Annotated in this window: 12 protein-coding genes; 1 reads left to right on the plus strand and 11 read right to left on the minus strand. The window is 65.9% G+C overall.

Annotated features, from left to right (window positions below):
* The first annotated feature begins 7 nt into the window (after positions 1-7).
* Positions 8-1108, plus strand: coding sequence for a DegT/DnrJ/EryC1/StrS family aminotransferase (locus tag BMZ02_RS03045; RefSeq protein WP_091639803.1), 1101 nt, complete (start codon positions 8-10; stop codon positions 1106-1108).
* 42 nt (positions 1109-1150) lie between these two features.
* On the opposite strand, the gene rnhB is transcribed toward BMZ02_RS03045, so the two are convergent.
* From rnhB to BMZ02_RS03100, 11 genes are all read right to left on the minus strand, one after another.
* Complete coding sequence (gene rnhB / locus BMZ02_RS03050; protein ID WP_171909786.1) at positions 1151-1786, minus strand: ribonuclease HII; 636 nt, start codon at positions 1784-1786, stop codon at positions 1151-1153.
* Positions 1783-2952 carry a lipid-A-disaccharide synthase gene (gene lpxB / locus BMZ02_RS03055; RefSeq protein WP_091639805.1) on the minus strand — a complete coding sequence of 390 codons (1170 nt, stop codon included), beginning with the start codon at positions 2950-2952 and terminating at the stop codon, positions 1783-1785. Before lpxB ends, rnhB begins: the two co-directional genes overlap by 4 nt.
* A 49-nt stretch (positions 2953-3001) precedes the next feature.
* Complete coding sequence (gene lpxA / locus BMZ02_RS03060) at positions 3002-3772, minus strand: acyl-ACP--UDP-N-acetylglucosamine O-acyltransferase (RefSeq protein WP_091639806.1); 771 nt, start codon at positions 3770-3772, stop codon at positions 3002-3004.
* Complete coding sequence (gene fabZ / locus BMZ02_RS03065) at positions 3769-4209, minus strand: 3-hydroxyacyl-ACP dehydratase FabZ (RefSeq protein WP_091639808.1); 441 nt, start codon at positions 4207-4209, stop codon at positions 3769-3771. The genes lpxA and fabZ overlap by 4 nt, the downstream gene beginning before the upstream one ends.
* Positions 4210-4277: 68 nt before the next feature.
* Positions 4278-5294 carry a UDP-3-O-(3-hydroxymyristoyl)glucosamine N-acyltransferase gene (gene lpxD / locus BMZ02_RS03070; RefSeq protein ID WP_091639810.1) on the minus strand — a complete coding sequence of 339 codons (1017 nt, stop codon included), beginning with the start codon at positions 5292-5294 and terminating at the stop codon, positions 4278-4280.
* A 120-nt stretch (positions 5295-5414) separates the two neighbouring features.
* Complete coding sequence (locus tag BMZ02_RS03075; protein ID WP_091640397.1) at positions 5415-5936, minus strand: OmpH/Skp family outer membrane protein; 522 nt, start codon at positions 5934-5936, stop codon at positions 5415-5417.
* A 110-nt stretch (positions 5937-6046) separates the two neighbouring features.
* Entirely contained in the window at positions 6047-8326 is a 2280-nt protein-coding gene (bamA, locus tag BMZ02_RS03080; RefSeq protein WP_091639813.1) for an outer membrane protein assembly factor BamA, read from the minus strand.
* Positions 8327-8364: 38 nt separating this feature from the next.
* Entirely contained in the window at positions 8365-9720 is a 1356-nt protein-coding gene (gene rseP, locus BMZ02_RS03085) for an RIP metalloprotease RseP (protein WP_091639814.1), read from the minus strand.
* Positions 9717-10916, minus strand: a complete 1200-nt coding sequence (locus BMZ02_RS03090; protein ID WP_091639816.1) for a 1-deoxy-D-xylulose-5-phosphate reductoisomerase — start codon at positions 10914-10916, stop codon at positions 9717-9719. The genes rseP and BMZ02_RS03090 overlap by 4 nt, the downstream gene beginning before the upstream one ends.
* On the minus strand, positions 10907-11722 hold the full coding sequence (locus tag BMZ02_RS03095) for a phosphatidate cytidylyltransferase (protein WP_091639817.1): 816 nt from the start codon (positions 11720-11722) through the stop codon (positions 10907-10909). Before BMZ02_RS03095 ends, BMZ02_RS03090 begins: the two co-directional genes overlap by 10 nt.
* On the minus strand, positions 11715-12479 hold the full coding sequence (locus BMZ02_RS03100) for an undecaprenyl pyrophosphate synthase (protein WP_091639820.1): 765 nt from the start codon (positions 12477-12479) through the stop codon (positions 11715-11717). The genes BMZ02_RS03095 and BMZ02_RS03100 overlap by 8 nt, the downstream gene beginning before the upstream one ends.
* Positions 12480-12492 lie beyond the last annotated feature (13 nt).

Consider the following 12492-nt stretch of genomic DNA (forward strand, 5'->3'; position numbering starts at 1 on the left):
GCGGCCGATGATTCCAATGGTGGACCTCAAGGCCCAGTACGACGACCTGCGCGAGGAGCTTGAGCAGGGTTTCAGCGAGGTACTGGACAATGCCCAGTTCATTCTCGGCCCCAACGTCCAGGCCCTGGAAGAGGAAGTGGCCGCCTACCTGGGCGCATCCCACGCGGTCTCCTGCGGCTCCGGCACCGACGCCCTGCATCTGGCGCTGGCGGCCCTGGGCGTCGGCCCCGGCGACGAGGTGATCACGACGCCGTTTACCTTCATCGCCACCGCGGAAGCCATCTGCTACGTGGGTGCAACCCCGGTTTTCGTGGACATCGAGGGAGACACCTTCAATATTGATCTCAACCAGGTCGAGGCGGCCATCGGGCCGAAGACCCGGGCGATCATGCCCGTGCACCTGTTCGGCCAGCCCGTGAACATGCCGGAGCTCATGGAGCTGGCTGACCGGCACGGGCTTCTCGTGGTCGAGGATTGCGCCCAGTCCTTCGGCGCCCCCATTGACGGCCGCATGACGGGAACGTTCGGCGCCGCAGGGGCGTACAGCTTCTTCCCCAGCAAGAACCTGGGCGGCTACGGTGACGGCGGGCTCGTGGCCACCAACGACGCGGCCACGGCGGAAGAGCTGCGGGTGCTGCGCAATCACGGCAGCCGGGAGCGTTATCACCACAACATCATCGGCTACAACAGCCGCCTGGACGAAATCCAGGCCATGATCCTGCGCGCCAAGATGCGCCGCATCGACCGTTACAACGCCTGCCGGCGGCGGGTGGCCCAGAGTTACAGGGAACAGCTCTCCGGCGTGCCGGGCGTGACCATTCCCCACGACGCCGGATACGGTCGCCACGTCTACCACCAGTACACCCTGCTGGTCCATGAGCGGGACCGGATCATGGCGGCCCTGCGCTCGGCGAACATCGGCTGTGCGGTGTACTACCCGGTGCCGCTGCACCGCCAGCCGGTGTTCCGCGACGCCTATGCGGACGTCAGCCTGCCCATGGCGGAGAAGGTCTCGGAGTACTGCATGTCGCTCCCCATCTACCCCGAGCTGAGCGACCGCGACATCCACCGTATTGCCGAGACCGTCCGCCACGCGGTGGACGCCTAGGGCAACGTGCCACCGGCACCTCCATACCCCTGTTGACTGCGGCTAGTCCGCGAATGGCAGCGGAGGTGCGGCGAGGGCCTCGCGCACGGGGGCAAACGAGCGGCGGTGCTCGGGCGTCGGCCCGAGGCGTTTGAGGGCGTCCATGTGGTCGCGGGTGGGATACCCCTTGTGGCGGGCGAACCCGTAGCCGGGCCAGGCCTCCTCCAGCTCGACCATGATGCGGTCCCGCTCCACCTTGGCAAGAATCGACGCCGCCCCGATGGATGGCTCCAGGCCGTCACCCCCCACGATTGCCTCCGCCGAACAGGGCAGCTCCGGGCAGTGCTTGCCGTCCACGAGCACGTGCCCCGCAGCCACCGTCAATGACTCCACCGCATGCCGCATGGCGCGAAGGGTCGCCTGGAAGATGTTGTGGGTGTCGATCTCCTGCGGCGAGGCCTGGACGATCGCCCAGGCCAGGGACTGCTCGCGAATCGCGTCCGCCAGCGTCTCACGCCGCCGCGCGGTAAGGCGCTTGGAGTCGTTAATGCCGGCGACCGGGCTGTCCTGGTCGAGGATCACCGCTGCGACCACAACGGGGCCCGCGAGCGGCCCCCGCCCCGCTTCGTCCACCCCGGCAATCAGACGGCCATCGGCCGTGGCGGCCGGCGCCCCTGCTCCCCCCGTGACGACGTTCACATGGACTCCTCCGCCACGCGGCGCACGTGGCCCCGCTCCTCAAGGAGCTGCGCCACGGCCTCGGCGGCCTGGACGCTTGCATCCTGTCGGAGGCTGCGGTGCAACGTCGTGAATTCATCAACCAGGCGTTCGCGTTTCTCCGGGTGCTCCAGGAGATCCAGCACGGCGGGCCCGAGATTGCCGGTGACCGCCTCCTGTTGGGCAAACTCCTCGACCATCCGGCGGTTGGCGATGAGGTTGGGCATGGCGAAGTGGTCCACCTTGACCAGGCGCCGCGCCAACCAGCCGGTCAGCGCGGACACCTTGTAGGCCACGACCATGGGGCGTTTGTGCAGCATCGCCTCCAGGCTCGCCGTTCCCGACGCAAGCAGCGCCACCGTGGCCGCGGCGAGGCACTCACGCGAGCGCCCGTCGACCAGGGTCACGGGCATGCCGTCCGTGTGTGCGGCTGCCAGGGCCCGCATGTGCTCGGCGATGGGGGGCGTGGCACAGGGCACCACGAAGTGCAGATCCGGCCGATGCTGGAACAGCCACGCCGCCGTCTCCAGGAACAGTGGCCCCAGGTGCTTCACCTCGCTCATGCGGCTGCCGGGCAGCAGTGCCACCATGGCCCCTTCGGGCGGCAGCTCGAGCGCACGGCGCGCGCCCGCCTGATCCGGGGTTTCCGGGACCTCGTCGGCCAGGGGATGGCCCACGAACGTCGCAGGCACATTGTGGTGCCGGAAGAACTCACGCTCGAACGGGAAGATACACAACATGCGGTCCACGGAACGGGCAATGTCACGGATCCGCCCCTGACGCCAGGCCCAGACCGTCGGGCTGACGTAGTGCACCGTGGCAATGCCCCGCTCCCGCAGGCGCCGTTCCAGACCGAGGTTGAAGTCGGGCGCGTCGATGCCGATGAACAGGTCCGGCGGATCCGCCCGGAAGCGCCGGACCAGATCCCGGCGAATGGCCAGCAGACCGGGAAGGTGGCGCAGCACCTCCACCAGCCCCATCACGGAGAGGGACTCGAGGGGGTGAAAGCTGACACACCCCTCGGCCTCCATGCGCGGCCCGCCAATACCCTCGAAACGCGCATCGGGAAACTGCCTGCGGAGCTCCCGCATGAGTCCGGCCGCCAGGTAGTCGCCCGACATTTCCCCGGCCACGATACCGATCCGCATGGTCGCTCCCGATGGTTCCCGCCCTGCCCTGACCTCCACGCCGGCGGCCTCAGCGCACGATGCCGCGGCGACTCTCACCGATGAAGGCGGCGAGACGCTCCACCGGCGGATGGTCGGCAGCGATCTCCCGCACCCGCTCAAGGGCCGGCTCGAGGCGCAGCCCCGCCTTGTAAACAGTGCGGTACGCCCGGCGAACGGCGAGCACGTCCTGCTTCGAGAATCCCTGCCTGCGCAGCCCCTCACTGTTGACCCCGAAGGGCTCGGCGGGGTTGCCGGAGACGGTCACGTACGGCGGCACATCCTGTTTGATGCAACTGCCCATGGAGGAAAAGCTGAACGCACCGATCCGGCAGAACTGATGAATCAGCGTGAACCCGCCGAGAATGACGTCATCCTCCACGTCCACGTGACCCGCAAGTGAGGCGCCGTTCGCGAACACGATACGGTTGCCGACCAGGCAGTCGTGGGCGATATGGACGGACGCCATGATCCAGTTGTCGTCCCCGATGCGGGTCACACCCTTGTCCTGCGCGGTGCCGCGGTTGATGGTCACGAACTCGCGGACGGTATTGCGGTCTCCCATCTCCAGCCAGGTCCCCTCGCCGGAGAACTTCTTGTCCTGGGGCTCGGCACCGATGGACGCAAACTGGAAGATGCGATTGTCCGCGCCGAGGCGCGTCGGCCCGTAGACAGTCGTGTGCGGCCCGATCTCGCACCGGTCCCCGATCTGTACGTCGGGCCCGATCACCGCATAGGGACCGACGGTGACGTCGTTTCCCAGCTGCGCCGACGGATCAACCCTGGCGGTCTCGTCGATCAAGATTCCGCATCCCGCACGGTGCACATGACTTCCGCCTCCGCGGCGACTTCGCCGTCAACGCTCGCCTTCCCGGAGAACACCCAGATGCCGCGGCGCACGCGCAGCAGCGTCACCTCGATCTGCAGCTGGTCACCCGGCTCGACGCGGCGCTTGAAACGCGCCTTGTCGTAACCGACAAGGTAGAACAGCGGATTCCCCTCCGGCTTCTCCCCTTCCGTTTCGAAGGCGAGCAGGCCGCACGCCTGGGCGATCCCTTCGAGCACGAGCACACCCGGCATGACGGGTTTAATGGGGAAGTGACCCTGGAAGAAGGGCTCGTTGATGGTGACGTTCTTCAGTGCCAGCAGGCGCTCACCCGGCTCACTTTCGAGAACCCGATCCACGAGCAGAAACGGGTACCGATGTGGCAACAGGTGCTTGATCTGATTGGTATCCATAAATCCAAATTGTCCGTTCTTTGAGAGATTGCGGCGGGGCGAGCCGGGGCGACACCCCGTCACGCCACCTAGTCGTCCGTTTTCAGCCGCCGCTCGATCGTGCGCAACCGGCGCGCGATGTCATCGAGCTGGTGGAACCGTGCCACGTTGCGCCGCCAGCTGCGGTTCGCCTCGATTCCCGTACCCGACGAGTAGATCCCCGGTTCGGTCAGGCTTTTCGTCACCTGCGCCATACCGGTGATATGCACGTTATCGGCAATGACCAGGTGTCCTGCAATGCCGACCGCACCGGCAATCGTGCAACACCGCCCGATCCGGGTACTGCCGGACACCCCGACACAGCCCGCGATCGCCGTGTTCTCGCCGATATGGACGTTGTGCGCAATGTGCACCTGGTTATCCAGTTTGACCCCGTTCTCGATCACGGTGTCGCCGATGGCGCCGCGATCGATGGAAACGTTCGCACCAATGTCCACGCCGTCGCCGATGCGCACGTTGCCAACCTGCGGTACGCGCTCCCAGCGCTGGCCGTCCCGTGCATAACCAAACCCGTCGGACCCGATCACCGTGCCGGAGTGAACGACACACCCCGCACCGAGCACACAGCCCGCGAGGACGGTTACCCGAGGGTGAATGATCGTACCGGCCCCAACCGTGACGTGGTCCTCAATCACCACACCGGCACCGATCTGAACCCCTTCTTCCAGCACCACGTCGCGTCCGATTGCCGCCTGTGCACCAATGGCAACCCCATGGCCCACCTGCACGGACTCGTCAACGGCCGCACTGGCGTGAATGCCGGAACGCGCCTCCGGAGGGTGCAGCAGCTGTGCCGCCCGCGCGAATGCCAGATGGGGGTCCGGAGCGATCAGGGCATTTCCCGGGACGCTATCCGCGTCGTCGGGGCGAACGATGACGGCACCCGCCCGGCTCTCGGTCAGCTGACCGCGCCGGCGGGAGTCGGCAAGAAAGGTCAGTTCCAGCGCGCCTGCAGTATCCAGGGAAGCGATGCGTTCGACCTGATGATCCGGATCACCACGCAAGTCCAGATCCAGAGTCGAAGCCAGTTCCCCCAGTCGTTTCATGCAGACGCTCCCCTTGGATTATCGTGGCCGGGTCCGCATCCGGAGCGCGCGGACAACCGGGTGGCTTTCGGGCGTGGTCGGGCAAGGCGCCCACACCGGCCCGGGACACGCCACGCGCTTCTACTGGTTGTCGAAGTCCTGTTGCAGTCGTTCGAGAACCCGATCGGTGATATCAACGCGGTCGCTGGCGAAAATGACGCCCTCGCTCACGATGAGGTCGAAGCCTTCCGACTCGGCAAGGTCGTCGATGGTCTCGACGATCCGTCGCTGCAAGCGCCCCAGCTCCTCGTTGCGGCGCATGTTGAAGTCTTCGCGGAATTCCTCCTCCGCCCGGCGCAGCTCCCGCTGGCGTGCAACGAGATCCCGTTGCAGCCGCTGCTGCTCGCTCTCGCTCATGACCGCCCCATCGCGGTTGAGGCGGTTTTCCATCTCCCGCAGCGCTTCCTGCTCCTCGGAGATGGCCCGATCCCGCGGACCGAACTCGTCCTCCAGGCTGGCACGAGCGGCTTCCGCCTGTGGTGCCTCGGACGTCACCCGCCCTGCATTGACGAAGCCGATCCGTGTATCAGCAGCGGCGATGCCGCTCCATACGAGGGTTACCGCCAGCAGCACCGGCGTTACAACTCGGACAACTCTGTTCATTTTCATCCCGGCCAGGTTCGCGATGCCGTTGGGCATCTACTTCAATCGGTCACGTCACGAGCACGACGCCCCGGAGCGCCGGCCCGCGAACGCAACCGCCTTGCCTGCAATCAGAAGAACTGACCGAGCGAGAACTGGAAGCGGTCCAGATCGTCTCCGGGCTCGTCATTTAACGGTTCGGCGAGGCTCATTGTCAATGCGCCCAGAGGCGACATCCAGGTGAACGCCACACCCGCCGAATAGCGCATGTCATCGAAGTCGATATCCTGCTCACGGGTATTGTACACCTGCCCCCCGTCCACGAAGGTGGAGAACCGCACCGCTGGCGAGTCGATGAACGGCACCGGGAAGTAGAGCTCGGCGTTGGCCACGGCGCGGAAATTGCCCCCGGTCGGACGATCGTCCTCACCCCGCAGACCCAGCGAGCTGGCACGGTAGCCACGCACCGAGTTGATGCCGCCGGTGAAGAAGTTCTCGAAGAACGGCAGGCGGCTGGTGTCACCGTAACCCTCACCGTAGCCGAGACGCCCCTGCAGGGACAGCGACCAGTCTTCCGCCAGGGAGAAGTAGCGCCTGTGGCTGTAGTTGGCCTTGTAGTACTGCAGATCGCTCTGGGGCAGCGACGCCTCGATCCCCAGGGATTGACGGGCACCGCTGGTGGGGAAGATGCGCCGGTCGTAGGTGTTGCGGATCCAGCTCACCTCCGTCTTGAAGTTCTCGTACTGGTCGCCGAACTCGTCGACGAAATCGCGCTGGTCATCGGTGGCCTGGGAGCCAAGATTCAGGCGCAGATCCTCGTACCCCACGTCGATACGGACCTGATCCTCCTCGTTCAGCGGAATGCCGAAGCCGATATCCAGGTTCCCCGCTCGCACGCCGTAATCCGACAGGCGCGCCCTGCGCGCATCGGTCTCGCGGAGGCTGGCGTTGAAGTACCGGGTAACGCCGTCGACATTGTAATAGCGGTCGGTGTAGGACAGCTGATAGAGAGAACTCACCCGGCTATTGTTCAGGGCCAGCTGCATGCGGTCACCGGTGCCCAGGACGTTGTCCTGCGCCACGGAGAAGTTCAGCAGCATGCCCTGCCCGCTGCCGTAGCCGATGCCGGCCTGGAGGCTGCCGGAGAGGCCTTCGGTGACATCGACGTTGACGTCCACCTGATCGGACTCGCCAGGGACCTGCGGCGTCTCGATCTCCACGTTCTGGAAGAAACCGAGCTGGTTCAGCCGCCGCCGGGACAGGTCAATGTTCTCGGATGACAGCCAACCGCCCTCCATCTGGCGCATTTCGCGCCGGATGACTTCGTCGTCCGTGCGGTAGTTGCCACTGATGTTGATGCGCCGGACGTAGGCACGACTGCCGGAGTCGACGTAGAAGGTCAGATCCACCGTCTGTTCGTCCCGGTTGATGTCGGGCACGGGATTGACGTTGGCGAATGCGTAGCCCTCCTGCCCAAGCCGCTCACGGATGCGGTTGGCCCCGCCCGTGATCCGCTCCTGGGAGAAGAGGTCGCCGGTCTCCAGCTCGATCAGCTCCTCGAGCTCTTCCGGTTCCACCACGGTATCGCCGATGACCCTGACATCACCGAGCCGGTACTCCTCGCCTTCGTCCATGTTGATGGTCACGTAGATGCCGCTGCGGTCAGGGGTCATCGAGACCTGGCTGGAGTTGATGCTGAAATCCGCGTAGCCGCGGTTCATGTAGTGGGACCGCAGATTCTCCAGGTCGCCGGACAGCGCCTCCCGGGAGTACCGGTCGCGGCGGGAGAACGGCAGGTACCAGGGTTTGCGCCCGAGACTGAAGACACCATCCAGTTCCCGGTCGCTGAAGGCGTCATTGCCCACGAAATGGACATCGCGGATGCGCGCGGTCTGCCCTTCATCAATGTCGATGCGAATGGCGACCCGGTTCCGGGGCAACGGCGAGACCGTCGTCTCGATCTCCACGTCGTACCGCCCCTGGCCGAAATACTGCCGGCGCAGCTCGCGCTCGATTCCTTCCAGCAGTGCCCGGTTGTAGGTCTCCCCCTCGGCAAGCCCGGAGTCGCTCATCGCCTGCTTGAGCGCGTCGGTGGGGATGGCGCTGTTGCCGCTGATTTCGATGTCGGCAACCGATGGGCGCTCCACGACGTTGACCACCAGCGCGTTGCCATCCCGCTCAAGCTCCACGTCCTGGAAAAAGCCGGTGTCATACAGGGCGCGAACGGCGTCGGCGGCAAGCTGCCGGTCCACTTCGTCGTTGGTGGTAATCGGGAGATAGTTGAACACCGTACCCGGAGCGATACGACGGAGGCCTTCCACGCGGATGTCTTCGACCGTGAACGCCTCAAAGGCCTGAACCGGAGCGACGACGGCGACACAGAGGGTGAGAGCAACAACCAGTTTGCGCATAAAAACGTCTTTGGAATCTTGTCGGTTATCTCGCCTGCTCAACCGAGCAATCTCGCGATGTCGTTATAAAATGCCAGCCCCATCAACAGGATGATCATCAGAATACCGATCTGCTGCCCGATGATCTGCGCCTGCTCTGACACGGGACTCCCTTTGATGGCCTCTGCGGCGAAATACAGCAGGTGCCCGCCGTCAAGTACGGGAATGGGTAACAGGTTGATTACGCCGAGGCTGATACTGACGATGGCCAGGAACTTCAGGAATGGCACCAGCCCGGTAGACGCGGTGTCCCCGGCATACTGGGCAATGTTGATCGGGCCGCTCAGGTTGTTCAGTGACGCTTCGCCGACGAGCATCTTCCACAGAACCTGCAGCGTGAGTGTACTTGTCTGCCATGTCCCCTGAACGGCCTCCCCCAATGAATCCACCGGTCCGTAGCGCACGGTGTGGAACATGTGCTCGAATGCATCCGATGCGATATCCGGTCGCACGCCCAGCACGCCCTGATCGGACCCGGCGGGGTTGAGGTCGACGTCGATCCGCACAGACTCGCCGTCGCGATCCACCGCCAAGGTCACCGAATCTCCCGCTCGGGCATTCAACGCCTCGACAAGTTCCTGCCATTCGCCGACGGATTCATCATCGACGCCAACAACCACGTCACCGGGCTGGAGCCCTGCCCCCGCCGCGGCACCGCCATCGACCAGTTCGCCAACCCGGGGAGCAATACTGGGGCGCCACGGCTGCAGGCCGATCACGCGCAGGAGATCCGGGTCGTCCCCCATCCGGGGCAACCCGGACAGGTCCAGATCGCGGGCGCTCTCCTGGCCGTCCTCGCCCTGTACGCCGACCTCCACCGTCCGGCCGCGCAGCCCGCCATCCATGAGCCGCATCAGCACCCGTTCCCAGGTGGGTGTCCGCTGCCCGGCCACCGACAGGATCTCCTCGCCCTCCTCGAAGCCGGCCTCGGCCGCCGGCGTCTCGGGTTCCACTGGACCGATCACGGGGCGCAACTCCTGCGTTCCGACCACGAACAGCAGCCAGTAGATCAGGATGGCGAAGAGGAAGTTGGCTGCCGGACCGGCGCAGACAATCAACGTGCGCCGCCACAGTGCCTGGGTGTTGAACGCCCTGTGACGCTCGGCCTCGGCCACGGGGGCTTCCCGCTCGTCGAGCATCTTCACGTAGCCACCCAGCGGGATGGCGGCAATGGTGTATTCGGTCTGGTCCGGCCCGCGACGCCAGGTCACCAGGGGCTTGCCAAAACCGATGGAATAGCGGAGCACCTTGACGCCAAGTTTCTTGGCGGTCCAGTAGTGACCGTACTCGTGCAGCGCCACGAGAATGCCGATGGCCACGAGAAAGGCGACGATATTGGTGCCGATCCCCGTCACTGTGCCGCTCCCGCCCGCGCTATCGCGTCGCGCGCCACCCGGCGGGCAGCGCCATCCACGGCCAGCAGCGCGTCGATGCCGGTGAGGTCAACGGTCTCCGCGCACTCCAAAGCCGTCTCGATGACCGTCGCAATGCCGGTGAAGGGCAGACACTGATCGAGAAAGGCACTCACCGCCTCCTCGTTCGCGGCATTGAGTACGGCCGGTGCGCTGCCGCCAGCACGCAGCGCCTGGTAGGCGAGGCCCAGACAGGGAAACCGGTCATGATCCGGCGCGCCGAAATCCAGCCGCCCCAGCCCGACCAGGTCCAGGGGCGTGACACCGGCCTCGAGACGCTCCGGCCAGCCCAGGGCGTGGGCGATGGGTGTGCGCATATCCGGATTGGACATCTGGGCCAGCATGGTTCCGTCCACGTACTCGACAAGGGAATGCACGATGCTCTGCGGATGCACGACCACGTCGAGATGATCTGCATCGATACCGAACAGCCAGGACGCCTCAATGACCTCCAGGCCCTTGTTCATCAGCGTCGCCGAATCCACGGAGATCTTGCGCCCCATGGACCAGTTCGGATGAGCACACGCCTGCTCGGGCGTTACCTGCTCCAGTTCGGACCGCGGTGTGGCCCTGAACGGGCCACCGGAGGCCGTGAGGAGCACACGGGTCACACCGCTATCGACGGGTCGCGCGCGGGAAAAGTTCCCCGGCAGGCACTGGAAGACCGCATTGTGCTCGCTGTCCAGGGGCAGCAGTGTGGCCCCGCTGCGGGCCACCGCGTCCATGAACAGCGCACCGGCCATGACCAGGGACTCCTTGTTGGCCAGCAGGATGCGCCCCCCATCGGCGACGGCGCGCAGCGCCGGACGCAGGCCGGCGGCCCCCACGATCGCCGCCACGGTGATGTCGGCCCCGCTTCCGGCGGCGTACTCGAGGCCGTCCTCGCCATACAGGATCTGGATATCGCCGCAGGCGGCGCCCAGTTGCTCCCGCAGCGCCGACGCAGCCTGCGCGTCGGCCACCACTGCAAGCTCCGGCCTGAACCGACGACACTGCTGCGCTAGCAGACCGATATTGCGGTGCCCGGTCAGTGCCCGCACCCGGAAGCGCCCCGGGTGCCGCGCCATGACATCCAGGGCACTGGTGCCGATGGAGCCCGTCGCGCCCAGGATGGTGACAGTGACTGCATCTACAGCCATGACAGCCCCGCGGCAAACACCGGCGCCGTCGCGGTCAGACTGTCGATGCGGTCCAGCACGCCGCCGTGGCCCGGCAGCAGCGTCCCGCTATCCTTCACGCCACAGCGGCGCTTGATCATGCTCTCGAACAGGTCACCGGCAACCGAGGCAACAAACATCGCCACGGCCAGGAACACCAGCGACAGGCCACCCGGCAGCGGCGCCGGCAACACGGACGCCAGCAACCAGGCGGCCACCAGCGTCAGGGCAAGCCCGCCGGCGGCGCCTTCCATGGTCTTGCCCGGGCTGATTCGGGGCGCGAGCCGCCGCCGGCCAAGGGCACGACCGGCGAAATAGGCGCCCACGTCGGCCGCCCAGGTCAGGACCAGCAGACTGAAAACCAGCCATGCCCCGCCGGGCTGGCCGTGCACGAACACCAGCCCGAACCAGGCGGGAACGAACAACAGAAGACCGAGCACGGTTCCAGGGCGCCCGGTCACCGGGGTATCCGCGGCCCGCCCCCGCTGGTAGGCAACCAGCCAGCCGATCAGCCCGAGCCAGCCGACCACGCCGATGGCCAGCACAACGGAGGCTGCCGTGGCGCTGCCCAGCGCGGCAGCACTCCCGGCCACCAGAACCAGAAGGGCCCCCACGTGAGCGAGCCGCTCACGCTGCGCCTGAATACCGATGAGATGGGTCCATTCCCACGCACCCAGTGCGACGACCACTGCCATGGCAAGGGCGAAGCCCGCGGTCGGAAGGAAAAACACCACCCCGAGAACAAGGGGCAGGAGGATCAGGGCGGTAATGACCCGCCACTTAAGCACGGCTCAGCCGCTCCACCTGTTCGCTGGTCAGACCAAAGCGGCGTTCACGCCCCGCGAAACTGGCGACCGCCGCCTTCAGCTCCTCGGCACCGAAATCGGGCCAGAGGGTGTCGACAAAGTGGAGCTCCGCATAGGCCAGGTGCCAGAGCAGAAAGTTGCTGATCCGCTGCTCGCCGCCGGTGCGGATGAGCAAATCGGGATCGGGAAGCCCGTCAAGGCTGAGGTAACCGGAGAAGAGCGCTTCGTCGAGATCGTCCGGGTCGCGCACGCCCTCCCGCACGTCCTGTGCAAACCGCCTGGCGGCCTGGAGCATGTCCCAGCGGCCACCGAAACTCACGGCAACCACGAGCGTCAGCCCGGTGTTGTGTTCGGTCAGGCGCTCCGCCTCGGCAATCTCCAGGCGCAACCGCTCCGACAGATGGCTGCGTTCCCCGATCAGCCGGATACGCACATTGTTCTGGTGGAGCCGGGCGGACTCCTTCTGCAACGTCCTCAGCATGAGGTCCATGAGGACGGAGACTTCGTCGTTCGGGCGGGACCAGTTCTCGCTGCTGAACGCGAACAGCGTCAGCGCTTCAACACCGAGGTGCCCGGCTGTCTCGACCACCTGTCGCACCGAGTCCACGCCGGCGCGATGCCCGGCCTGGCGCGGCATGAAACGCGAACGTGCCCAGCGGCCGTTGCCATCCATGACGATGGCAATATGCCGGGGCACAGCCGCATCAGGGCGGTTCCTTTGCGCAGTATCGTCGCTCATCGTTCCTGCCGCG

Origin of the sequence: Aquisalimonas asiatica, assembly GCF_900110585.1 — a bacterium.
Taxonomy (GTDB): domain Bacteria; phylum Pseudomonadota; class Gammaproteobacteria; order Nitrococcales; family Aquisalimonadaceae; genus Aquisalimonas; species Aquisalimonas asiatica.